Origin of the sequence: Flavobacterium cryoconiti (assembly GCF_048158645.1) — a bacterium.
GTDB lineage: Bacteria > Bacteroidota > Bacteroidia > Flavobacteriales > Flavobacteriaceae > Flavobacterium > Flavobacterium cryoconiti.
Genome location: NZ_JBLNKW010000001.1, coordinates 436613 through 460135, shown reverse-complemented (window position 1 = coordinate 460135; position 23523 = coordinate 436613). Strand labels below are relative to the sequence as shown.

General features: G+C 33.7%; 21 protein-coding genes. 18 read left to right on the top strand and 3 right to left on the bottom strand.

The window, feature by feature from the left end:
* Positions 1-45 precede the first annotated feature (45 nt).
* From ACM55H_RS01935 to ACM55H_RS01925, 3 genes are read left to right on the top strand one after another with little or no spacing between them, the layout of a single operon-like run.
* Positions 46-675 carry a CatA-like O-acetyltransferase gene (locus tag ACM55H_RS01935; RefSeq protein WP_416834903.1) on the top strand — a complete coding sequence of 210 codons (630 nt, stop codon included), beginning with the start codon at positions 46-48 and terminating at the stop codon, positions 673-675.
* Between the two features lie 39 nt (positions 676-714).
* Positions 715-1233, top strand: coding sequence for a ferritin (locus ACM55H_RS01930; protein ID WP_416834902.1), 519 nt, complete (start codon positions 715-717; stop codon positions 1231-1233).
* Between the two features lie 55 nt (positions 1234-1288).
* The gene (locus tag ACM55H_RS01925) at positions 1289-1459 is read left to right on the top strand and encodes a hypothetical protein (protein WP_416834900.1); all 171 of its coding nucleotides are present in this window, start codon (positions 1289-1291) and stop codon (positions 1457-1459) included.
* 158 nt (positions 1460-1617) lie between these two features.
* Here ACM55H_RS01925 and ACM55H_RS01920 read toward each other — a convergent pair whose 3' ends face one another.
* Positions 1618-1950, bottom strand: a complete 333-nt coding sequence (locus tag ACM55H_RS01920; RefSeq protein ID WP_131477309.1) for a single-stranded DNA-binding protein — start codon at positions 1948-1950, stop codon at positions 1618-1620.
* Between the two features lie 186 nt (positions 1951-2136).
* On the opposite strand from ACM55H_RS01920, the gene ACM55H_RS01915 reads away from it, so the two are divergent.
* From ACM55H_RS01915 to ACM55H_RS01885, 7 genes are all read left to right on the top strand, one after another.
* On the top strand, positions 2137-3666 hold the full coding sequence (locus ACM55H_RS01915) for a GNAT family N-acetyltransferase (protein WP_416834899.1): 1530 nt from the start codon (positions 2137-2139) through the stop codon (positions 3664-3666).
* Entirely contained in the window at positions 3663-4013 is a 351-nt protein-coding gene (locus ACM55H_RS01910; RefSeq protein WP_416834898.1) for a hypothetical protein, read from the top strand. Before ACM55H_RS01915 ends, ACM55H_RS01910 begins: the two co-directional genes overlap by 4 nt.
* Positions 4014-4116: 103 nt before the next feature.
* A complete protein-coding gene (locus tag ACM55H_RS01905; protein ID WP_416835092.1) occupies positions 4117-6432 on the top strand; it encodes a M28 family peptidase in 2316 nt (771 codons plus the stop codon).
* A 72-nt stretch (positions 6433-6504) separates the two neighbouring features.
* Positions 6505-7308: an SDR family oxidoreductase gene (locus ACM55H_RS01900; RefSeq protein ID WP_416834897.1), complete on the top strand. Its 804-nt coding sequence runs from the start codon at positions 6505-6507 to the stop codon at positions 7306-7308.
* 1 nt (position 7309) lies between these two features.
* Positions 7310-8239: a DMT family transporter gene (locus tag ACM55H_RS01895; RefSeq protein ID WP_416834896.1), complete on the top strand. Its 930-nt coding sequence runs from the start codon at positions 7310-7312 to the stop codon at positions 8237-8239.
* Between the two features lie 345 nt (positions 8240-8584).
* Positions 8585-9247, top strand: coding sequence for a 3,4-dihydroxy-2-butanone-4-phosphate synthase (gene ribB / locus ACM55H_RS01890; RefSeq protein WP_416834894.1), 663 nt, complete (start codon positions 8585-8587; stop codon positions 9245-9247).
* Positions 9248-9249: 2 nt separating this feature from the next.
* The gene (locus ACM55H_RS01885; protein WP_416834893.1) at positions 9250-9822 is read left to right on the top strand and encodes a Crp/Fnr family transcriptional regulator; all 573 of its coding nucleotides are present in this window, start codon (positions 9250-9252) and stop codon (positions 9820-9822) included.
* 197 nt (positions 9823-10019) lie between these two features.
* Here ACM55H_RS01885 and ACM55H_RS01880 read toward each other — a convergent pair whose 3' ends face one another.
* The gene (locus tag ACM55H_RS01880) at positions 10020-10265 is read right to left on the bottom strand and encodes a hypothetical protein (protein ID WP_416834892.1); all 246 of its coding nucleotides are present in this window, start codon (positions 10263-10265) and stop codon (positions 10020-10022) included.
* Between the two features lie 341 nt (positions 10266-10606).
* Between ACM55H_RS01880 and ACM55H_RS01875 the strand changes: the two genes are divergently transcribed.
* The 8 genes from ACM55H_RS01875 (at position 10607) to ACM55H_RS01840 (ending at position 22923) form a co-directional block, all read left to right on the top strand.
* Positions 10607-12925 (top strand): TonB-dependent receptor, encoded by a 2319-nt coding sequence (locus ACM55H_RS01875; protein ID WP_416834891.1) that lies wholly within the window; start codon positions 10607-10609, stop codon positions 12923-12925.
* A gap of 136 nt (positions 12926-13061) precedes the next feature.
* A complete protein-coding gene (locus tag ACM55H_RS01870) occupies positions 13062-13727 on the top strand; it encodes an SCO family protein (RefSeq protein WP_416834890.1) in 666 nt (221 codons plus the stop codon).
* 167 nt (positions 13728-13894) lie between these two features.
* The gene (locus tag ACM55H_RS01865; RefSeq protein WP_035668898.1) at positions 13895-14137 is read left to right on the top strand and encodes a FeoA family protein; all 243 of its coding nucleotides are present in this window, start codon (positions 13895-13897) and stop codon (positions 14135-14137) included.
* On the top strand, positions 14131-16233 hold the full coding sequence (gene feoB, locus ACM55H_RS01860; protein WP_416834889.1) for a ferrous iron transport protein B: 2103 nt from the start codon (positions 14131-14133) through the stop codon (positions 16231-16233). Before ACM55H_RS01865 ends, feoB begins: the two co-directional genes overlap by 7 nt.
* A 5-nt stretch (positions 16234-16238) precedes the next feature.
* Positions 16239-16370: a FeoB-associated Cys-rich membrane protein gene (locus ACM55H_RS01855; protein ID WP_156129411.1), complete on the top strand. Its 132-nt coding sequence runs from the start codon at positions 16239-16241 to the stop codon at positions 16368-16370.
* Between the two features lie 507 nt (positions 16371-16877).
* Positions 16878-19739 carry a TonB-dependent receptor gene (locus ACM55H_RS01850; RefSeq protein WP_416834888.1) on the top strand — a complete coding sequence of 954 codons (2862 nt, stop codon included), beginning with the start codon at positions 16878-16880 and terminating at the stop codon, positions 19737-19739.
* Between the two features lie 75 nt (positions 19740-19814).
* Positions 19815-20336, top strand: coding sequence for a YfiR family protein (locus tag ACM55H_RS01845; RefSeq protein WP_416834886.1), 522 nt, complete (start codon positions 19815-19817; stop codon positions 20334-20336).
* Positions 20337-20469: 133 nt separating this feature from the next.
* Positions 20470-22923 carry a PAS domain S-box protein gene (locus ACM55H_RS01840; protein WP_416834885.1) on the top strand — a complete coding sequence of 818 codons (2454 nt, stop codon included), beginning with the start codon at positions 20470-20472 and terminating at the stop codon, positions 22921-22923.
* 159 nt (positions 22924-23082) lie between these two features.
* On the opposite strand, the gene ACM55H_RS01835 is transcribed toward ACM55H_RS01840, so the two are convergent.
* Positions 23083-23499, bottom strand: coding sequence for a hypothetical protein (locus ACM55H_RS01835; protein WP_416834884.1), 417 nt, complete (start codon positions 23497-23499; stop codon positions 23083-23085).
* Positions 23500-23523: the final 24 nt, after the last annotated feature.

The window sequence follows — 23523 nt, the reverse complement described above, 5'->3', positions numbered from 1 at the left end:
AAAAGAATAGCTGTACTTTTGACAAATAAATAAAATCACAAAATCTTGAAAACACTTTTAGACACAGAGAACTGGCACAGAAAGGAGCATTTTCATTTTTTTAGACAATTTGAAGAACCTTTTTTTGGTGCTACCGTCGAAATTGATTGTACCAAAGCCTATGCAACTGCAAAATCGCTGCATACTTCCTTTTTTATCTATTACTTACACAAAACATTAGTTGCAGTTAATGCAATCGAATCGTTTCGCTATAGAATTTCGGATGATAAAATATATGTTTGTGACCAAATTAATGCTTCTGCGACCATTGGTCGTGAAGATGGCAGTTTTGGATTTTCTTTAAATGAATATAATGCTGATTTTACTGTTTTTACAGCTACTGCTTTGGCGGAGATTGAACGGATACAAAATACAACAGGACTTTTCACCCGAACATTTGAAGAGGATAACGTGATCCATTTTTCGGCAATTCCGTGGTTAAATTTCACTTCTTTATCCCATGCCAGAAGTTATGCATTTCCGGACAGTTGCCCAAAAATTTCATTTGGAAAAATGATTGTTGCACAAAACGGAAAAAGAACCATGTCCATGTCTGTCCATGTTCATCACGGACTAATGGATGGTTTGCATGTAGGTCAATTTGTAGATTATTTTCAAGAGATTATGAATCAGTAAATTAAGTATTTTTTGTAACTTTACTTAAAACTTACTGCCATGCTATCAAAAAATATAGAACTCGCGTTGAATCATCAGATTCGTATTGAAGCTGAATCATCCCAAACCTATCTTTCCATGGCTTCTTGGTCAGAAACTCATGGTTTGGAAGGAATTTCAAAATTTATGTATGCCCAATCTGACGAGGAACGGGCACACATGCTTAAACTGGTCCGGTATATAAATGAAAGGGGCGGCCATGCAAGGGTAAGCGAATTAAAAGCTCCGAAAATTAGCTATGAAACATTCAAGGAAATGTTTGAAGAACTTTACAAACACGAAATTTTTGTTTCTGAATCAATCAACGAACTAGTTCATATTTCGTTTTCAGAAAAAGATTATGCCACACACAACTTTTTGCAATGGTATGTAGCCGAACAAATTGAAGAAGAAGCCCAAGCTAAACTTATTTTAGATAAGATAAATCTAATTGGTGATGACAAAGGTGGTTTGTATTTGTTTGACAGAGATATTCAACAAATGACTTTAAAAAGTGCTACCTCCAAAGATTCTAAATAATCAAACACACTTTAGAATCTATAAATAATATAACTTGATTTTAATACTTTGAAAATTGAGTAAAAAGAAGAAAAATAAAGACAAGAAAAAGGATAAAAAAGAATCCCATAAAAAGGATGTTCCTAACGGAAAACTCAAATCAAAATGTTGTGAAAGTTATAAAGAAGGGGAAAACAAGCGTTGCAAACGTTGCCCTAGATTTGATTTACGAAAAAAAGAAAAATAAAAAGTGTTCTGTCACAGTTTACTGTCCCAGTCCACACATTTAGTTAAAAAAACCACCGATGACTGTCGATGGTTTTTTTGTTTGATTTTCAGTCACAATTTGCAACATTACAATATCTGTAAACTGAACCCCAAAACTGAGACTGATCAATAAAAAAATTATTTCCCTAAAAGAAGCACATCGTTAACCACGACTTCCGTAATATAGCGTTTCTCTCCGTTTTTATCATCGTAACTTCTATGGGTCAATTTGCCTTCAATGGCAATTTCTTTTCCTTTGGTTACATATTTTTCAATGATTTCAGCTGTTTTCCCCCAAGCTACTAGTTTATGCCATTGCGTTTCTTCTACTTTTTCTCCTTTGTCGTTTTTATAGCTTTCGTTTGTCGCTATAGTGAAATTGGCTAATTTTTTTCCTCCATCAAATGTTTTGATTTCCGGATCATTCCCTACGTGTCCAATTAACTGTACTTTGTTTCTTAATGCATTCATGGTGTGTAAAATTTAAATGTTAGTGTATATAAGTTATTTGTTGAATCATTGTTTCAAATCAACATTGCAAAGATGTGATGACTTCCAAAATTTATTCGGTTACTAACTGTTTACTTTCGGTTGTAACTATTTGTAAACGTTTGTAAATGGGAATATTTGATTATATTTGATGGAAATCAACTTAGTATGCAAACTAAAATAAAAAAAGTAGAATTACGGAATCTAGAACTTGACGACTATAAGCAGTTAAAAAAATCAATGATAAAGTCTTATCCCGAGCTGGAAGACTCTTATTGGAAAGAACAAGATATTGAGAAACTACTTGACCTTTTTTCTGAAGGACAACTAGTTATTTTAGCCGACGGAAAAGTGGTGGGCGCAGCCTTTTCACTAATTGTAGACGAAGTTTTGGTTGACAAAAACCCTAATTACGCTAAAATAACAGGAAATTTTACTTTTTCGACACACAATCCAAAAGGAGAAATTCTGTATGGAATTGATGTATTTATTCATCCTGAGTATAGAGGTTTGCGACTTGGCAGACGACTGTATGATGCCCGAAAAGAATTGTGTGAAAAATTAAACCTAAAGGCTATCGTTTTTGCCGGAAGGATTCCAAATTATAATAAATACGCTGAAAAGCTGACTCCAAAAAAATACATCGAAAAAGTAAAACTAAAAGAATTGCATGACACTGTGCTTTCTTTCCAATTGAGTAATGATTTTCACGTAATGAGAATTATGAAAAACTATTTGGCGGGAGACACCGATTCCAAAGAATTTGCTGTGCTATTAGAATGGAATAATATTTATTATGATGAAAGTCCCCAATTAATAAATACCCAAAAAAGCATCATAAGACTTGGGTTAATTCAATGGCAAATGCGTCCGTTAATAAACTTAGATGCCTTATTTGAACAAGCCGAATTTTTTATTGATGCCGTATCCGGTTATAAAAGTGATTTTGCTGTTTTTCCGGAGTTGTTTATTGCCCCACTTATGGCAGATTATAATCATTTATCAGAACCTGATGCCATTAGAGAGCTTGCAAAATATGCAGATCCTATCCGCAAAAAATTTCAGGAATTTGCTATTTCCTATAATATTAATATCATTTCAGGAAGCATGCCTTATTTAGAAAATGGCACTTTGTACAATGTTGGGTTTCTTTGCAAAAGAGACGGAACCTCTGAAATGTATTATAAGATTCACATCACTCCAAATGAGGTGCTGCATTGGGGAATGAAAGGCGGCTCACAAATTAAAACTTTTGATACTGATTGTGGAAAAATAGGAATCATGATTTGTTATGACGTTGAATTTCCAGAACTTTCCAGATTATTGGCCGATGAGGAAATGAATATTTTATTTGTACCGTTTTTAACCGATACGCAAAGCGGTTACACCAGAGTAAGACACTGTGCGCAAGCCCGAGCCATAGAAAACGAATGTTATGTTGCCATTGCGGGATGTGTTGGAAATCTTCCAAAAGTGAACAACATGGATATTCAATATGCACAAACCGCGGTATTTACACCTTCGGATTTTGCATTTCCCAGCACCGGAATAAAAGCGGAAACGACCCCTAATACCGAAATGACTTTGATTGTAGATGTCGATTTGAATTTGCTTAAAGAGCTTCACGAACATGGAAGTGCCCGAATCTTAAAAGACCGCAGAACTGATTTATACGAAATCAAAAAACTCAATCCATGAATAAAACCTGCTTAGAATGTGGAGAAAAAATTGTAGGCCGCGAAGACAAAAAGTTTTGCAGCGACGGTTGTCGGAATGCCTACAATAACAAGATAAATAAGGACAGCACAAATTTCATGCGAAACGTAAACAATAAATTGCGCAAGAATTACCGCATTCTATCCGAACTTAATGTTGAAGGAAAATCAAAAACCACTCGGACAAAACTCCTGAGCAAAGGTTTTGATTTTGAATTTTTTACTAATATTTTACAAACCAAAACAGGAAATACCTACTATTTCCTGTACGACCAAGGCTACCTACCCTTGGACAATGATTTTTATATGTTAGTCAAAAAAGATATTTAATACCACAACCCCCAAATCTATCTAACCAATAATGAAAAAAGATTATTCCTCAATTTTTGCCAGTTTATTTATCCTAGTCATCCTGGGATTGATTTACTTTACAATGATGCCACATTGGACTTCAGATGACGAAGGTTCACTTTCTGAATTTTCGACCAAAAGGGCTTTGGCCCAAGTGAAAGCCATTTCAAAACAACCCCATTACGTAGGTTCCGAAAATCATGAAGTCGTAGCCAATTATCTCCAAAAAGAACTCAACAAACTTGGATTAGAAACAACTGTTCAAGAAGGATATACATTGAGTGATTGGGGAAATCTGGTAAAATCCAAAAACATATTGGCTCGAATAAAAGGAACCAATAGTTCTAAAGCATTACTGTTGCTTACACATTATGACAGCGCACCGCATTCCTATTCTCACGGCGCAAGCGATGCGGGTTCAGGCGTAGCCACAATCTTAGAGAGTGTTCGTGCTTTTTTATACAATAAAACACCGCATAAAAACGATATTATCATACTGTTTTCGGATGCGGAGGAATTGGGATTGAATGGCGCAGCACTTTTTGTAACCCAACATCCGTGGGCAAAAGAAGTAGGTTTGGTACTGAACTTTGAAGCACGCGGTTCTTCTGGGCCAAGTTATATGTTAATGGAAACCAACAAGGGAAATGCAGGATTGGTGAAAGAATTTGCTGCTGCAAAAGCTACTTTTCCGGTATCAAATTCCTTGATGTATAGCATTTATAAAATGTTGCCCAATGACACGGATTTAACCGTTTTCAGGGAACAAGGCAATATCCAAGGATATAATTTTGCTTTTATTGATGACCATTTTAATTATCATACCGCTCAGGATGACATCAACCATTTGAACAAAAATACGTTAGCGCATCAAGGCACGTACTTAATGCCCTTGTTAAATTATTTTTCGAATGCGGATTTGAGTACCACGCAAGCGACTGATGACGATGTTTATTTTACCATTCCATATACTTTTATAAGTTATCCTTTCAGCTGGGTTTTACCAATGGTGGTAATCGCACTGGCGCTGTTTATTTTCCTGTTATTTTTAGGAAGAGCCAAACGCATTTTATCATTTCGGGAAATAGGCCGAGGATTTATTCCATTTTTAGGTTCCTTAATCGTTACCGGATTAATTACTTTTTTTGGATGGAAAGCATTGCTGAAAGTATACCCGCAATACAACGATTTACTCAACGGATTTACTTATAATGGACATGCTTATATTGCTGCATTTGTGTTTTTGGCTCTAGCGATAAGCTTGGCATTTTACAACCGATTTTCGGCTAAAAAAGTCACGATGAATCATTATGTGGCACCATTAACTTTATGGATCATCATCAACGGAGGTCTTGCTTTTGCCTTACAAGGCGCAGGATTCTTAGTTATTCCTGTTTACTTTGGACTATTTATTTTTAGCATTTTTATTGTTACCCAAAGATCTAATAAAACACTAAATCTTGTTTGCAGCATTCCTGCTTTGATTATCATAGCGCCTTTTATACAAATGTTCCCTATCGGTTTGGGATTAAAAGTGCTGTTTGGAAGTGCAATTCTTACCGTATTGACCTTTGGTTTATTGTTGCCTGTTTTTGGGGCTTTCGCCAAAAAGGGAATCTGGTCATTTGTGTTTTTTATACTCGCTATCGGCTTTTTTGCGAAAGCGCATTTTGAATCAGGATACGAATTTGGAAAAGCCAAATCAAACAGTTTGTTGTACATCTATAATGCCGATGCGAACCAAGCCAACTGGGTAACGTATGACACCAATCTTGATTCCTGGACCAAAGGCTATTTAGGTGAAAACCCAAAAGAAGCGACTGCCATGGAGGACACGCCATTATTTAGTAAATACAATTCTAAATTCACCTATCAAGCAACTGCTCCCATAAAAGTATTGGAGAAACCAACTATCGAATTTCTTGAAGACCGAATTGTAGGCAATCAAAGGTATTTGAAAATAAAAATTTCTCCGAACCGAAACGTAAACCGTTATGATATTTTTGCCAATGAAAAAATGGCTTTTCATAATTTCAAAGCAAATGGTGTAACCTCTTTAGGTCAAAAAAATTCATTATACCAACGAAAAGGAAAGAAAATATTGAGTTATTATGTAGTTGACAATGCACCTTTGGAAATACAATTCACTATAAATACTTCTACCGTTTTTGACATGGAATTAATGGAAAGTTCTTTTGATTTAATGTCCAATCCATTATTTGGAATGGCAAAAAGAGAAAACTGGATGATGCCAACACCTTTCGTTTTGAATGATGCGATAGTGATTAAAGAAAAAATAAAACCAAGTCCAGTAGTGGTTCTAAACACTTTGAATAATGACATTGTAACTCCTGTTGCAAAAGATAGCTTAACTATTGCGAGAGACAGTTTGAAATAATAAACAATTATGATATGCGTTCACAAATTGTGACCACATATCAATTTTAAAAAAAGGTTATAAAAAATAAAAATGACAAAAATTAGTATTCTGGGTTGTGGTTGGTTGGGTTTGCCTTTGGCGAAAGCCTTATTAGGAAAAGGGTTTTCAGTAAATGGTTCGACAACTTCAGTGGAGAAATTAACTTTATTGGAAAACTCAGGAATCAATCCTTTTTTAATTGCACTTTCAGAGTATAAAACGGATGGAAACATACCCGATTTTCTTGAAAATTCTGAAATTTTGATAGTTGATGTTCCACCAAAACTTCGTGGTTCCGAAAAAGAAAACTTCGTTTCAAAAATCAGAAATGTCATTCCGTTTATAGAAAAATCTTCCGTCAGTAAAGTGATTTTCATCAGTTCAACATCGGTTTATGGTGATATACATACTGTCGTTTCAGAAGAAACAGCACCTCAACCGGATACCGAAAGTGGAAAACAATTACAGGAAACTGAACAGCTTTTGCAAAGCAATAAAAACTTTAAAACTACTGTGCTGCGTTTTGGCGGTTTAATTGGTGAAGATCGACATCCTATAAAATTTCTGGCGGGTCGTGAGAATCTCGACAATCCCGATGCACCCATAAACCTTATTCATCAGGAAGATTGCGTTGGTATTATTCTAAAAATTATCGAGGCGAATTCTTGGAATGAAACCTTCAATGCGGTAACACCATCGCATCCTTCACGAGAAAGGTATTATACCCAAAAAGCAATTAGTTTAAATTTAGCTTTGCCAAAATTTAATCATTCAGCACCATCAATAGGAAAAACTATTTTGAGTGATAAAGTAGAAACTATTTTAAATTATACTTTTACAAAACCAAATTTATAAAGTGAGAACTAAAATTAAAAACGCCTTTTCATCTAAAATAAACACCATTGGCTTGCCCATATTAGCGTTATGCTGGGTTAGTTTTTTTTGGGGCACCACTTGGATTGCTTCAAAAGAAGGTGTGAAACACATGCCGGCTTTACAGCTCGCGGGCATCAGACAATTTATAGGCGGATTTCTTTATATTTCCTTTTTTATGTTTAAAAAAACGCCTTGGCCAAAAGGAAAACAGTGGAAAACAATTATCATTCTCAGCATTCTTAATTTCGTTTTAAGCAACGGACTAAGCACTTGGGGCGTGAAGTATATCAGTAGTGGTTTAGGTGCTATTATAGGTGCTCTTGTTCCTTTATGGGTTGTTATTATCAGTTTTTTTAGAGGTGAACGATTAGCACGATTAGCCGTTATTGGTCTGGTGGTTAGTTTTGGTGGTGTGTGTGCTATTTTCTACGATCATTTAAGCGATTTTCTACTTCCTGATTTTAGATTTGGGATTTTCATTTCGATAATTTCCACGTTAACTTGGGCGTTTGGAACCTTATATACAAAGAAAAAAGCAGCCAGTTTTAATCCTTATTTTAGTTTAGGATTACAAATGTTCATATCCAGTATTTTACTTTTTGCTTTTACCGGTGCGACAGGAACATCTGTAAGTTTAAGTTCTATTCCTATGATTTCCTGGTTGTCAATTGCTTATTTAGTGATTTTCGGTTCTGTTCTTACTTTCATTGCATTCATCTACGCGCTTCAAAACTTACCCGCAGAAATAAATAGCATTTATGCTTACATCAACCCAATCGTGGCTGTCATTTTAGGCACTATTATTTTTGGTGAATCACTTACAACTGCAATTGCCATTGGAGGCGCTGTAACGTTAATAGGATTGTATATGGTGAATTATTCCTTAAGAAAAGGGCGTAAGATACTATAAACAAAAGTCCCGTCTGAATAATTACAAACGGGACTTTTATCTCTAATTAAACTTAATCTATTACCAGATTTTACTCGTTTTTCCGGTTCAATAAACAATCCATTACGATGACTATGGGTAAACCCATCTTTAAGGAAAGGCGGCAATTTACCAACAACTTGAAAAAGAAAAAAACATCAAGAATGGCTTAGTGGAAAAAGGTGGTTAATTTTTCCAGCAGTACAAACGCCCTTAAAAAATTAAAAACTTCATTTTCTTGACTTACATCAAACTTTTCCATTAGTAACAACTTTAGATTTGCCAATTAAGAATTTAAAAAAACAATCTAAAAATTTACGAATTAAAATGATAAGCACACAATTAAATCCATTGAAAAAATTTGGTATCACCAGTCAAGAACGTGTAGAGAATGCTTTAAATCAGCTTCGAAAAGGGAAAGGAATTATGCTGACAGATGATGAAGATAGAGAAAATGAAGGGGATTTAATTTTTTCTGCACAAAATATGAATGTTCAGGATATGGCATTGATGATTAAAGAATGTAGTGGAATTGTTTGTCTTTGCCTAACCAATGAAAAAGCTGACCAGTTGGATTTGCCATATATGGTCAAAGAAAACACAAGTCATTTTCAAACTCCTTTTACCATTTCTATAGAAGCAAAAAATAGCGTAACAACCGGCGTTTCGGCATCTGACAGAATTAGGACCATTCAGACAGCTTGTGATGAAAATACTAAACCTTCAGATTTGTCCAGACCAGGGCACGTTTTTCCATTACGTGCAAAAAACAATGGAGTTCTGGAAAGAAACGGACATACGGAAGGTAGTGTTGATTTAATGAAATTAGCCGGTTTAAAACCTCAAGCTGTTTTGTGTGAGTTGATGAATGCTGATGGCAGTATGGCCAAGCTGGATAAAATTATTAGTTTTGCTGAGCAGCACGATTTAATAGTACTGTCGATAGACGATATTATCTATTATCGTAAATTTGTTAGAGACTATATTTAATTATGATATACGAACAACTTAGCAATTATATAAAAAAAAGTATTGTTATTACGGATAAAGATTTAAACATTATTCTTTCTTATTTCAAGCCTTTAAAGCAAAGCAAAAATGATATTTTGCTTTCACAAGGACAAACCAGCCAACAAACTTTTTTTGTTGGCAAAGGTTGTTTACGAATTTTTTTTATAAACGAAGAAGGAAAAGATGTTACCCGATATATTTCTTTCGAAAATCAATTTGCTACAGCGTTACTTAGTTTTATAACAAGACTGCCTTCGATAGAATTCATCCAAGTGATCGAAAAATCAGAACTTTTATATATTAGTCATGACGATTTTAATCATTTAATGAAAATTATTCCCCAATGGAGAGAATTTTATTGTCTCTATTTAGAAAAAGCATATGTCAATAGCACCAATAGACTAATGTCGTTTACCACTATGAATGCCTTAGAAAGATACACTCAGTTACTCAAAGTAAACCCTACTATTGTAAGACGACTGCCAAATAAAATAGTTGCTTCATACATTAATATATCTCAAGAAACCTTAAGTCGCTTAAAATCTAAAATTTGATTTAATTCAAAAAACATCTTTCTTTCATTCCAAAAATCAGTAGTGGCTACACTATAAACTCAAGCAATCGGAGCTTCTTTCAAGATGGTTAATGTATCCTTATTGGTCGATTTTAATTGAGAAATAATTTTTTTTAGCTGCTTTTTCATCCATTTTTATCAGAAAAACAACGACACAAAACAAAAAATTCACTAACTTTAATACGCCAAAACCAAAAAAGATTCAATAGCAAAACTTATAAAACACTGAAGTGAAAGTCCGTTTGCCGTTTCTTTAAACAAATGGATTTGGTCATACGTTTGAAACGGCAAGATAGCGCCTAACTTTGGGTGATTAGAACTTGCAAAATACATTCGATAATAAATATAAGAAGAAAGTACGACACTTCCATCTACAGGAGCAAGAACACGAATAGAGAAATTTAAATACTGATTACTATCCAAACACTGTAGTTACAGTACTACAAAAACGCATAATGTGGCATTAAAATCATTTTTGGTTTTTCTTTAATGAAAAAACAGTTGCCGAAATCACCAAGGATGTGATACTTTACAATACTAACTTCATCCTTAAAACTATTTATCGGCATACTCTCAAAACCAAATTGTAAATACGATAAAACTTTTTTTCAGGACAGTTGGATTCTAAAAAAAGGAGATGGAACAAAGCCAGTGATTATCTAAAAGGGAACAGAAAAAATGTTTTATGGAGTTGATTGAGATTACTTAATCTTAACTGAAGAGACATTTTTTTTACCAACAAATTATTAATAAAAAAAGAAATCATGAAAAAATCTTTATTTATTATATTGGTTCTCACAGTAAATATAGTTTTTGCACAACAAATAGTAACTGGGGTAATAACTGACAAAACAAACAGACCTATTGAAAGTGTAGAAATTAGTGTGAAAAATACAGACCTAAAAACTTTTACAGATGCGGCAGGAAGGTATTCCATTGAAGTACCAGCAGCTACAGGAACTCTTGAATTTACAAAAGAAAATTTCAAAGTGCAAGTGGTTGAAATCACCAGTGATACGGTAAATTTAAACATAACATTGATTGCCGGCGTTGATTTTTTTGAACTCAGTCTGGAAGAACTAATGAATGTTGAAGTTATAACTGCTTCTAAAAAACCAGAGAATCAAAAAATCGCACCAGCAACAATTTATGTTGTCACTGAAAAAGATATTATTGAAAACGGTTACACTGATTTAACAAATTTACTAGAAAACGTTCCGGGTATGGTGGCCATAAGAACCGACCATTTTACTTTTGGTGGACAACGTGGTTTTTTAAGTAATTTTTCGCAAACGCTACTGTTGGTAAACGGACGGGAAATGCAAAATTTATTTGCTTCCGAAACATTTATTTCAACACAATTTGCAACGCATAACATAAAACAGGTTGAAATTCTGCAAGGACCGGCTTCTGCTCTTTATGGTGCAAATGCTTTGGTTGGTGTTATTAATATTATCACAAAAAATGATTCCCCTGATTTTAATAAAATAGAATATCGTACTGAAATTGGAACTCAAGGAACTCAATCTCAAAGCATTGTTTTTGGAAGAAATCTAAATGATTTTCGTATTAGTGGTAGTTTTAGATATTTCCGTAGCAATCTTTGGGATTATAAAGATTTTATAAAAGACACCATAAATTTCAGACAAGGAGTTCCCTCTAAAGCGTTTCCTGTAAACCAAGAATTTAAACAGACTAGCTGGTCGCTTCCCTATGCGGCAAAAATTTCTTACAAAGGTTTTTATTTGGGAATAGAGGGTTATGAGCTCAAAGGCAGTAAAGGACTTGAAAATATTTCGCTAGATTACACTAATCAAAGTGATTTCCGTCAATTAGCTTTGTATTATGCCGGTATGGAAAAAGAAATTACTGCCAAACTTAAAATTAATGCAGAACTTCAATTTTATAAAGAAAGATTCTGGGGGGTAAACTACACTTTTGACAACGCCATCTATGACACTCTTGTGAAAAAGGGGCATAATCCGGACTTATACCTCACTGATCAAGAAATTAGAGACAATTTTATGATGGCCTATTCACAGCAATCAAGTTCAGGTTCCAAACGATATAAAGGAAATATACAATTAAATTATGTTCCAAGTCAAACGGTATCTATTATCGGAGGGTATAGTTTTGATATGTTTGATTTGTTAGGTTTAGCTCTTTCTACAGATCAATTAAATCCAAGTTTTGATGAAACACGCTCTATCGAAAATAGGATGCGTAAACCATTTTTTCGTCAGTATAAAAATTCATTGTTTTTACAATTGCAAAAAACACTATTTGATAAATTATATATCACACTGGGCGGGCGATTTGATTATCACAACATCTATAAATCCATTCTTACCTTTCGCAGTGGCTTAGTTTACAAACCATTTCAAAAAACTTCAATACGATTTCTTTTTGGGCAAGCTTTCCGTGAACCCAATATTTTTGAACTTGGTGCCTCATCCACAAAAAATGTGGTTAATGAACTTAATCCGGCACGTATGAATACTTTTGAGATTGGGATTAATCAATCGTTTACGAGTAATTTGATAGCAAATATTGTTGCCTACAAAAATATGGCAACAAATTTTATTGAACCTACCGAAACGGGAGGGTTCATAAATTCAGATAATGTAATAAATGTCTTTGGTATTGAGAGCCAATTGTTTTATAAAATAGGGAATATTAGAACTGAAATTGGTTATTCTTATGTCAAAAAAGATCCTGATGATTACGCTGGTGTCAGTACCGTAAATCTTGGAGTTTATCCCCATAGAATAACCGGAGGTTTGACTTTTAATGCAACTGATAACTTTACAATTAATTCAAGAATCAATTATTATTCTCAAATTCAAGCAAAACATGGTAATAAGGATGTTACACAAATAATTACCATTCCAGCTTTTGCTAAGGTTGATTTGACATTTTCTTATGTAAAAATAAAAGTATACGATGCCGAAATTACTACACAATTACTAGTTACAAATGTATTCGATTCCCAATTTTATCAACCCAATATAAGAATAGGTGGTCCAAAACAATTTTTACAGCATGGAAGACAACTATTTTGTAATTTAATAGTTAAATTTTAACAATGATAAAGGAATACAATAGTATTTGTCTTAAAAATACAGCTGTTTTTAATTTTTTTGCTGTTCAAAATTGATAAAATTAAAAGAGATTCTTTTTTAAAATTACCTTTTCGTATTTTTGCTCCAAATTACTTTTATGAAATCTATTTTTTATAAATACCGAAAGTTCTTTGGTGTATTATTAGTCTTTTCTATCATAACCATATACTTGTTTTATGTGGCCCTTAAACCAAGTAAAACACTACCTATTTTTAATCCTTCAGATGTAAACCCGGAATTAGTGGACAGTACCGTTCAATACATCAGTAAATACCATACCATTGCTGATTTTTCATTTGTAAACCAAAACGGAAAAACCATCACCCAAAAAGATTACGAAGGGAAAGTGTATGTTGCTGATTTCTTCTTTACTACCTGTGGTTCTATTTGTCCAAAAATGACAACTAATTTAACCGAAGTTCAAAAAGCGATTATTAATAATCCAAAAGTGATGTTACTTTCCCATACCGTTTTTCCGGAAATAGACAGCATACCCGTTTTGAAAGCATATGCGATAAAAAACGGAGTTGTTGACAGCAAATGGAACTTGGTAACCGGCGATAAAAAAGCCATTTACACGATGGCGAGAAAATCCTATTTGGCTGTAAAATTAGGGAGACCAGAACAGTTGTATGATATGGTTCACACGGAAAATTTTGTTTTGGTCGACACTAAAAGACGCGTTCGAGGTTTTTATGACGGAACTAAAAAAGAAGACATGAAACGTTTGATAGAAGATATTAATTTTTTGTGTACCGAATAAAAAAATTAAAAAATTGGACTCCAGCCGTTTCCTTTCTTTATTAGTCCAGTAAACGGTCTCCATTTCTTAGCTTTTATTTATCCCAAAAGGTTACAAAAATGATAATTATCATTTGTTTTGGCATTATAATATGTACTTTTGCAATCTTAATTCAATCTAAATAAGTCTTGCGAACAACGATACAATCCCTCAAAAAAGGCGAAAAAGCCATTATCAAAGATTTTGATATTGATATCGTTCCTTTAAAACTATTAGAAATGGGTTGTTTACCCGGAAATATGGTAGAATTACTTCAAATTGCTCCTTTTGGAGATCCTTTATATTTGAATATTAATGGTTCGCATGTTGCTATTCGTATAGAAACGGCTAGAGAAATCGAAGTTGAAATCATGAAAACCAACTTATGGTAAGCAATCGAAACATTAATGTCGCTTTAATAGGAAATCCTAATGTGGGGAAAACTTCTGTTTTCAATCAATTGACAGGTTTAAACCAACAAGTGGGAAATTATCCCGGAATTACCGTTGAAAAAAAGATTGGATTTTGCAAATTACCCAATAATGTAAAAGCCAATATTCTAGATTTACCAGGGACTTACAGCTTGAATGCCAGTTCCATTGATGAGAATGTAGTTATTGAATTGTTACTGAATAAAAACGACAAATTATATCCGGACGTAGCCCTTGTAGTTACCGATGTAGAAAATTTGAAACGTAATTTACTGCTTTTCACACAAATAAAAGATTTAGAAATCCCTACTATCTTAGTCATAAACATGGCTGATAGAATGGAATACAAAGGAATAACACTTGACATTCCTTATCTTGAAGAACACCTAAAAACCAAGATTGCACTGATTAGTTCCCGAAAAGGTTTTGGAATTGATGAATTAAAAAAATTGATTGTCACTTACAAAACGATTTCAAGCGAACCTTGTTTGAATGCATCCAGTATTGATCCTGAATACTTCAATACATTGCGCAAAACATTCCCAAATCAATTGTTGTATAAATTGTGGTTGGTAATTACTCAAGATGTGAATTTCCTGAATTTAGATCGTAATGAAATCCGAAGCTCGTTGACAAAATCACACTCGGATTTGAAACGTTTGCAACAAAAAGAAACCATAAAACGCTATCAGTTTATCAATGATGTGCTGAAAGTGGGATTGAAAGTAGATGAAACTGTAGCTAAAGATTTTCGAAGCAAACTGGATCGTGTCCTGACGCATAAAGTGTGGGGTTACGTAATTTTCTTTTTAATCTTATTCGTCATTTTTCAATCTATTTTCGAATGGTCTAAAATTCCGATGGATTTTATCGATAGCACTTTTGCTTCGTTGAGTTCGCTAGCTGCTGACCATTTACCACCAGGAGTTTTAACTAATTTAATTTCGCAGGGAATTATTCCCGGAATTGGCGGAATTTTGATATTTATCCCACAAATTGCCTTCTTGTTTATGTTCATTTCCATTCTCGAAGAAAGTGGTTATATGAGCAGAGTAGTTTTCCTGATGGATAAAATCATGCGAAAATTTGGTTTGTCCGGCAAAAGCGTTGTACCGCTTATTTCAGGGACAGCTTGTGCGATTCCAGCGATTATGGCAACCAGAAACATAGAGAATTGGAAAGAAAGACTCATCACCATACTGGTAACGCCTTTTACAACCTGTTCCGCTAGATTGCCTGTTTACGCCATCATTATTGCGCTGGTTATTCCTGACACGCGTGTTTTTGGGATTTTGAATATGCAAGGAATGACCTTGATGTTGTTGTATCTTCTAGGTTTTGGAATGGCTATTTTCTCCGCTTATATTTTAAATAAAATTTTAAAAATAAAAGGGAAAACCTACTTTGTTGTTGAAATGCCCAATTATAAATTACCGCTTTTCAAAAACGTGGGAATTAATGTAATCGAAAAAACAAAGGCATTTATTTTTGGGGCAGGAAAAATAATTTTGGCTATTTCGATCGTTTTATGGTTTTTGGCTTCCTACGGTCCAGGAGAAAAATTCAATAATGCAGAAACAATTGTAGTTGAAAAAACCAAAGACAAACCATTGTCAAAAACAGAATTTGAAAATGCTGTCGCTTCACAAAAATTAGAAAACTCTTATATTGGTTTAATGGGAAAAACTATTGAACCCGCAATTTCTCCTTTAGGTTATGATTGGAAAATAGGCATTGCCATTATCAGTTCATTTGCGGCCAGAGAAGTATTTGTGGGAACATTAGCGACCATTTACAGTGTTGGCGGAAGCGATAATGAAGTCACCATAAAGAACAAAATGGCATCCGAAATCAATCCGGAAACTGGTCAGAAAATATTCAATTTTGCATCAGGGATATCGCTCCTATTATTTTATGCTTTTGCAATGCAATGTGCCAGTACACTGGCGATTACCAAAAAAGAAACCAACAGCTGGAAATGGCCTTTAGGACAACTTATTTTCATGAGTGGCTTTGCCTATGTTGTAGCATTGATTGCTTATCAAATTCTAAAATAAAGATTATGGATATTCAAGAAATCATAGCGTTTGTAGCACTCGCAGTTGCAGTAGCTTTTTTAATCCGAAAATTCTTTTTCAAAAAGAAGAAATCAGATAAAAATTGCGGCAGTGATGATGATTGTGGTTGTCATTAAAATTTTTATTTAAATTCATTTATTTTTAAACTTTAAGAAAGAATCTAAAATCTTGCCTGATTTAAAAAAATAAAAATCAACGCATTAATTTAAACTATTTGATTTAAATTAACTAAATTTACATAGTATAAAAATGCGCTTTTAAACTCAAAATCAGTCACTTCCATTTTTACTTTTCAAAAAAACGGATTCTGATTTGTACTTGAATCTATGGTGCCTTTTGAACATAATTTCAGGACTTTTAGCTTTACTCCTACCCAGCAATTGGAATTATAGAACTACTATGAATTGGTAATCGGTATCTTTTAATAATTTAAAGGAGAAAACTACAAGAAACCTCGATATAGCACCTATTCATTATGAAAAAAGCAAACTATCTTTTTTCATGATTATTCATTTCATTGGCTGCTTTTTCACAAAAAATGTGTTAAATGTCTAAATGAAAGCTTCTTACAGTTATTATGTTGCAATTGATTTCAAATAAAAATGAGCCAATATCAACTAATCATGAAAACGTTTATTTTAATATTATTTATATTAGACTTCTCATTTCTTTTTGCCCAAAAAGAAATCTCTGGTTTTGTAATAGATAATGCTGGTAGTGCAATGTCAGGCGTTAACATTACCGAAAAAGGGACAAACAATAGCGTTTCCAGTGACATCAATGGAGCATACCAAATTAATGTTAAAGAAGGCGCTACTTTAGTCTTTAGTTACTTTGGCTACTCTAAACAAGAATATGACACAACTGATCCTATTTTAAATGTTGTTTTATCTCAAGACGGGGGACAAAACCTTAACGAAGTTGTGGTTACCGGAACACGAGCAGCACCCAGAAGCAACACTACAACTACACTTCCCATTGATGTAGTATCATTTGAAGACCTGACGACAACCGGACAAGTAACTTTTGACAAGGCATTACAATACAAAATACCTTCTTTTAATACAGTTCAAACTCCTGTAAATGATGCTACATCATTACTTGACCCCTATGAAATTAGAAATATGGGACCTAGTAGAACCTTAATACTTATCAATGGAAAACGCAAAAACTTAAGCGCTCTACTTTATGTACAAACGGCTCCTGGACAAGGGGAAACAGGTGCTGATATTTCAGGAATACCTATCGATGCTATCGAAAGAGTGGAGATTCTGCGAGATGGCGCATCCCCTCAATATGGTTCTGATGCGATAGCCGGGGTAATAAATATTATTTTAAAAAAGAGAACCGAAGATGGCTCAGTAAGAATAAAAACCGGTATTACTTCAAAAGGCGATGGGGAAATGTTGGGTATAAGTTTAAATAATGGGACTACTGTAGGCGACAAAGGTTTTGTAAATTATACTTTAGATTTTTCGAAAGTAAACTTGGCCAATAGACCCGGAAAAGTGGATGCAGAAGGAGATTTTAATGATTTTGTTAAAATAAATCCTGTTGTATATAGTAGTTATGTCAATACCGATAATACTCTTGGAGGTACAGATATAACTGGAATGACAGCAGCACAAATTAATACTGTTTTTGAAGAATACAAAGGATCCAGCGATTATAACGCAAAACTAGCTACTATAAATCAAGGAAATATAACGGGAAGAAATGTTGTTGATACTTTTTTAAGGCAAAATCCTGAAGGAGGAAACAGCAATAGTTCTCCAGAAACAGCTGCCGTAAAATTCTTGGTAAACGGTGAATTTAATTTATCGCATGAAACACAATTGTATTATAATGCTGCTTACGTGTACAAAAAAGTTAACTCATTTGCCAACTACCGAACCCCGTATTGGAGATCCATAAAAAACCCTTTTGAAAATAGCAGTATACAAAATTGGAGCAACTCATCTGTTTATCCCACTTATTTAAAAGATTTCTTTGGTGATGGTACAGTAGCTTCCTATAAAGGTTATCATCCAACATTTACAGGAGATTTGAACGATTACAATGCTACCTTAGGTTACAAAGCGATAAAGAATGGATGGAATGTTGATGCCAGCATAACTGTTGGTGGTAATTCGCAAACCTATACGGTAGAAAACTCTCAAAACAAATCAGACATAAAAGATTCTAATGGAGTCAATATCTACCAAGAGAATAGTCCAATCTCTTTCAAACCCGGGGGAGCTTCGTTTAAGCATATTGTAGGTAATTTAGACATTTCTAAAGTATTATCTGATAAAATAAGTGTTGGTTTTGGTTCTGAGGTTAGAACAGAAACCTTTATAATTACTGAAGGAGACAAGGCTTCCTGGGATGGAGAAGGTGCCGATTCCTTTTCCGGTAACAGACCCGAAAATTCAGGCAAATGGAATCGTTACAATTTAGGTGGATACTTTGATTTAGCGTATGATTTCTCTAAAGATTTCTTAGTAAACGGTACGGTTCGTTATGAAGATTATAGTGATTTTGGAGCAGCAACAGTTTGGAAATTAAGTTCTAGGTTTAAATTTTATAATGACAAAATTACCCTAAGAGGATCCGTTTCCACTGGATTTAGAGCACCGACATTACACCAAATTTACTCTCAAAAATCACAATATTCCTTCATAGCAGGACAAGGAGTCCAAATTAATGGGTTAATTAATAATATTTCTGCACAGGCACGCATATTGGGAATCCCAAAATTAGATGCTGAAAAATCAACTAATATAACAGTAGGAATAGGTGCCAATCCTTTAAAAAAATTAAATTTCACGATAGATTATTACAACATCAAAGTAGCAAACAGAATCATCTTAGGAGATAAAGTAGCCACACAATTTGGCAGCGTTGCCTGGTTTGAAAATTCATTTGATTCGAGAACATCTGGCTTAGATTTTGTAATGAATTACAATACCATAGCATTAGGAGTAGGAGAATTAGGATTTAATTTATCAGGAAACGTAACTTTTGAAAATAAAAGAATTTCACCCATTGCAAGCAACAATTTTGGAGCAACACTTAACGCTTTAATGTTTACCTCAAGACCCGAAACAAAATGGATTTTGGGAGCCAATTACAGAATTAAAAAAATTGATTTAACTATTAACAACACTTATTTCGGAAAAGCTACTTTCAAACAACAAGGTTTAGATTCAAATTTAAGAACTGAGTTTACGCCAAAAATAGTTACTGATTTAGGAATAGATTTCGCAGCAACTGATAAATTAACACTGGCATTTAATGTGAATAATTTATTAAATGTATTGCCTGAATGGAAATTTAAAGCCGAAAACGCAGTTGGTGCCGCCATTTTGAATAACCCTGCTCAAGTAAAGTCACAATTTAACTTGATTACATTCAATGGCCGTTATTCGCAAACAACCTATCAAGGATTCCACTTCAGTCAATTAGGAACCTTGTTCAGTTTGTCATTAAATTATAAATTCTAAAATCAGAATTTTTTAAAAATAAAGCAGCATTAATTTTTTCAAATCACGTCGAAACTTCGTTAAAAATAAAATGTCATGACACTTAAAAATCACATCTTTTTTTGGGGAGTAATCATCATACTGATGGGAGGAAATCCAATAGCTGCCCAAGAGAATGCCGGGGGAAAGGAATATGCTTTAAAAGCTGCTTTTCTGTATCGTTTTATAGATTATGTCAATTGGAAAGATTATTCTAAAAATCAAACTTTTAAGATTGCCATTTTGGAAGAAAGCCCAATTACCGCTTCATTGCTAGACATTCCTAAAACTAAAAAAATTGACATTAAGGAATATAAAAATTTGGACGATATCAGTTTTTGTAACATTCTATTTGTCCCTTACAATAGTAGCATCCCAATTGAAACCATTCTTTCTAAATTTTCAGGAAAGCCAGTATTAATCGTAACAGAGCGAAATGGTTATGGAAAAAAAGGGGCGCAAATGAATTTTGTTATAGTCGAAAATAAATTAAAATTCGAGGTAAATCTAAAAGCGATAAATAAATCCGGAATTGGAATCAGTTCATTCTTGCTGCAACATGCAATTATTGTACAATAATCGTCTCAAATACACTTTAGTATCGTTCCATTTATAAGCGAATTTGAGTGAAGAAGAAAAACTTAATAAGGAGTGTAATCAATGTACCTATAGTGTGCTAAGTATTATTTTAGGATCAAAAAATAACAACCAAATGATGAATTTACGTAACATCTCCATTAAAAATAAGCTGGTACTCATGCAGGTTTTCACCTCCGCATTTGTATTAGTGCTTTGTATTGCAGCTTTTGTTCTAATAGACATAAAAGGGTTCAAAGACCGGAAAATGGTAAGTTCAATTGCTATTGCGCAAGTGGTAGGTTTTAATAGTGTTTCGGCTCTTGAATTTTTGGATAATGCTGCCGCAAAGAAAATCCTATCCGAATTAGCCGTACAAAACGACATCGTAAATGCAAGTATACTGGACAAAAAAGGGCATGTTTTTGCATCCTACACTAAACCGGGCGCCAATCCTAAATTTCGGTTTGTTGTTCCTGCAATGGAGCAAAAAAGTGTTCTGTTTACCAATAAAAATCTTTTTGTTTACAGCAAAATCAAAAAAGATAATAAAACAATAGGATTAGTTTGTATCAACTTTGAACTATCGGAATTGAATAAAATAAAAATGGATGTTTTGCGTCTAGGAATCGTATTATTAATTGTAGGTATCGGACTTGCTTTTTTAATTGCCATGATTATTAAAAAATACATTTCAAAACCGTTGTTAAACTTGGTAACAGTAATACAACAGATAAAGGATACCGGTGATTATAAAACCCGCATGATCGTTGAAGGAAAAGATGAAATCAGCATTCTTTCTCTGGGACTAAATAATATGCTGGAAAACATTGAAAAAAGAGACAATGAAGTAGCACAATCCAAAGAACAACTGAATAACCAAAATACCCTTTTACAATCCGTCATACAAAATATGGGTGATGGATTAATAGTTGCTGATGAGAATAAAAAATTTATCCTTTGGAATGCTGCCAGTGAAAAAATAATTGGAATTGGGCCCATGGATATTCCTATAGAAAGATGGGCTCAAACCTATGGTTTCTTTTTGCCCGATACTAAAACAATTTTTAATACCGATGAACTTCCTTTAGTAAAAGCATTAAATGGTGAAGAAGTTGATAATATGGAAATATTCATCCAGAATTATAAAAAACCTGATGGACTTTCTGTAGTTGTAACTGCCAGACCTTTAAAAAATCCTGCCGGTGGAATAACCGGCGGTGTATTGGTTATTCATGATATCACAGAACGAAAAACTTCAGAAACCGAAATTAAAAACCTAAATGAGGAACTGGAACGAAAAGTAACAGAACGTACTGCCCAATTAGCCGAAGCCATAGAAACCCTCCGCAAAAGCGAGGAAAAATACCGTGAAATAGTTGAAAACATAAGTGATGTAGTCCATACTTCAGATTACAAAGGTTATTTTACCTATATCAATCCTGCCTGCAAAAAACTAACGGGTTACACTCAAAATGAAATTATTGGGAAACATTTTTCAGAAATCGTTGCTCCGGAGTGGAGAGATCGTGTGGCCGAATTCTATTTTAACCAATTTAAAAATAAAATAGATGAAACCTTATTCTCATTTCCCATCCTTACCAAATCGAGAGAAGAAAAATGGGTAGAACAAACGGTAATGCAATTAAGGGAAGGAAATAGAATAACCGGGCATAAATCTATTATGAGAGATATTACGGAACGAAAAGCAGCCGAACAAAAATTAAAAGAAAGCGAAGGCCAATTACAAACCATATTTAATGAGGCCCCAGATGCCTTAATTGTGATAAATGATGAGGGAATCATTATCAGATGGAATCCACAAGCCGAGAAAACATTCGGATGGTCATTAGTGGAGGCTATGGGAAAACCAATGCGTGATTTAATTATTCCTGAAAAGTATCGAGACGAACATACTAAAGGGTTCAAAAATTTCATTACAACAGGTGAAGGACCTATTATCAATAAAACTATAGAAATCACGGCTCTTAACAATAAACATGAAGAGTTTGATATTGAGCTGACAGTATCTCCGGCTACTATTTTAGGTAAGTATATTTTCATTGCTTTTATCAAAGACATATCGCTTAGAAAAAAAATGGAAAATGAAAAAAAAGAAGCCGACAAATTGGTGCATCTTAATGAACTAAAATTGAAATTAATTTTGGAAAATATTGGCGAAGGAATTATTGTAACCGATAACCAAAAAAGAATTGTTTTATCCAATCACATGGCGGAAGAAATTATAGGAATAAAACAAGATGCTACTGCCCCAACAACTCTTGATTGGTCCACTAAATATGAATTGTATTATCCTGACGAAAAAACCATTTTTCCTGCCCAGAATCTTCCACTGGAAAAAGCGCTAAAAGGAGAATCAACGGATGATGTTGAGATAATAATTGAAGATTCTGAAACTAAAGCAAAAAAACGGGTTATCATTAGTGGCAGACCAATAATCGACGAAAACAACTACGTTATAGCTGCAGTTGCTAATATAAAAGACATTACCTATTACAAAGAACTTGAGGTTGCTTTAGAAGAAAGCGAGCAGAAATACCGAAAATTAATTGGTTTTAAAAAGGGATAAAAAACAGCACTACACTATAAATTAAACATAGCATACTGAACTCTTTTTTAAACTTAAATGAACTTAAATTCCTTATATGGTTTATATTTTTCACTATATAAGGAATTTAAGTTCATAAGAAATAGTAAAACATCGCTATAATTACTGTTGGCAGGAGGCCTATTTTATATAACCAATTTTGATATAATAGTCTTTTTTAGCAACAGTTACTCTTTGTTTTGGATAAGGAAAAACATTGCTGTTTTTTATTTTTCTTTGTTTTTCAAGTAAATACTTAGCAAACCATTGGTTGTTTTCCGCTTCATTTTTCTGAGAAAAAACGATAGTTTTATCCTCAACTAATTTAGAATCTTTGTACACGGAAATAACTGCTGAAGCTTCTCCAGCCCAAACGCAAGTAACTCCTTCCGGACAACGGGAATCAGAAATGATTGCTTTCAAAACCAATTGATACCCTGTTTTTTTAAGGCATATTTTTTGGGTGATTTTTACGTATTTTATATTTTCCTTTTTGGTGTTTTGAGCAAAAACGGAAACACAAAAAATCAGTAAAAAGGCTAAGAGACTATTTTTCATTTAATTTTTCTTTTAATTATACCA

What these genes read in the sequence shown, in the direction of transcription:
- ACM55H_RS01930 (WP_416834902.1), top strand. Translation starts at nt 715, where the DNA reads ATGCTATCAAAAAATATAGAACTCGCGTTGAATCATCAGATTCGTATT.
- ACM55H_RS01920 (WP_131477309.1), bottom strand. Translation starts at nt 1,950, where the DNA reads ATGAATGCATTAAGAAACAAAGTACAGTTAATTGGACACGTAGGGAAT.
- ACM55H_RS01915 (WP_416834899.1), top strand. Translation starts at nt 2,137, where the DNA reads ATGCAAACTAAAATAAAAAAAGTAGAATTACGGAATCTAGAACTTGAC.
- ACM55H_RS01910 (WP_416834898.1), top strand. Translation starts at nt 3,663, where the DNA reads ATGAATAAAACCTGCTTAGAATGTGGAGAAAAAATTGTAGGCCGCGAA.
- ACM55H_RS01905 (WP_416835092.1), top strand. Translation starts at nt 4,117, where the DNA reads ATGATGCCACATTGGACTTCAGATGACGAAGGTTCACTTTCTGAATTT.
- ACM55H_RS01900 (WP_416834897.1), top strand. Translation starts at nt 6,505, where the DNA reads ATGACAAAAATTAGTATTCTGGGTTGTGGTTGGTTGGGTTTGCCTTTG.
- ribB (WP_416834894.1), top strand. Translation starts at nt 8,585, where the DNA reads ATGATAAGCACACAATTAAATCCATTGAAAAAATTTGGTATCACCAGT.
- ACM55H_RS01885 (WP_416834893.1), top strand. Translation starts at nt 9,250, where the DNA reads ATGATATACGAACAACTTAGCAATTATATAAAAAAAAGTATTGTTATT.
- ACM55H_RS01875 (WP_416834891.1), top strand. Translation starts at nt 10,607, where the DNA reads ATGAAAAAATCTTTATTTATTATATTGGTTCTCACAGTAAATATAGTT.
- ACM55H_RS01870 (WP_416834890.1), top strand. Translation starts at nt 13,062, where the DNA reads ATGAAATCTATTTTTTATAAATACCGAAAGTTCTTTGGTGTATTATTA.
- feoB (WP_416834889.1), top strand. Translation starts at nt 14,131, where the DNA reads ATGGTAAGCAATCGAAACATTAATGTCGCTTTAATAGGAAATCCTAAT.
- ACM55H_RS01855 (WP_156129411.1), top strand. Translation starts at nt 16,239, where the DNA reads ATGGATATTCAAGAAATCATAGCGTTTGTAGCACTCGCAGTTGCAGTA.
- ACM55H_RS01850 (WP_416834888.1), top strand. Translation starts at nt 16,878, where the DNA reads ATGAAAACGTTTATTTTAATATTATTTATATTAGACTTCTCATTTCTT.
- ACM55H_RS01845 (WP_416834886.1), top strand. Translation starts at nt 19,815, where the DNA reads ATGACACTTAAAAATCACATCTTTTTTTGGGGAGTAATCATCATACTG.
- ACM55H_RS01840 (WP_416834885.1), top strand. Translation starts at nt 20,470, where the DNA reads ATGATGAATTTACGTAACATCTCCATTAAAAATAAGCTGGTACTCATG.
- ACM55H_RS01835 (WP_416834884.1), bottom strand. Translation starts at nt 23,499, where the DNA reads ATGAAAAATAGTCTCTTAGCCTTTTTACTGATTTTTTGTGTTTCCGTT.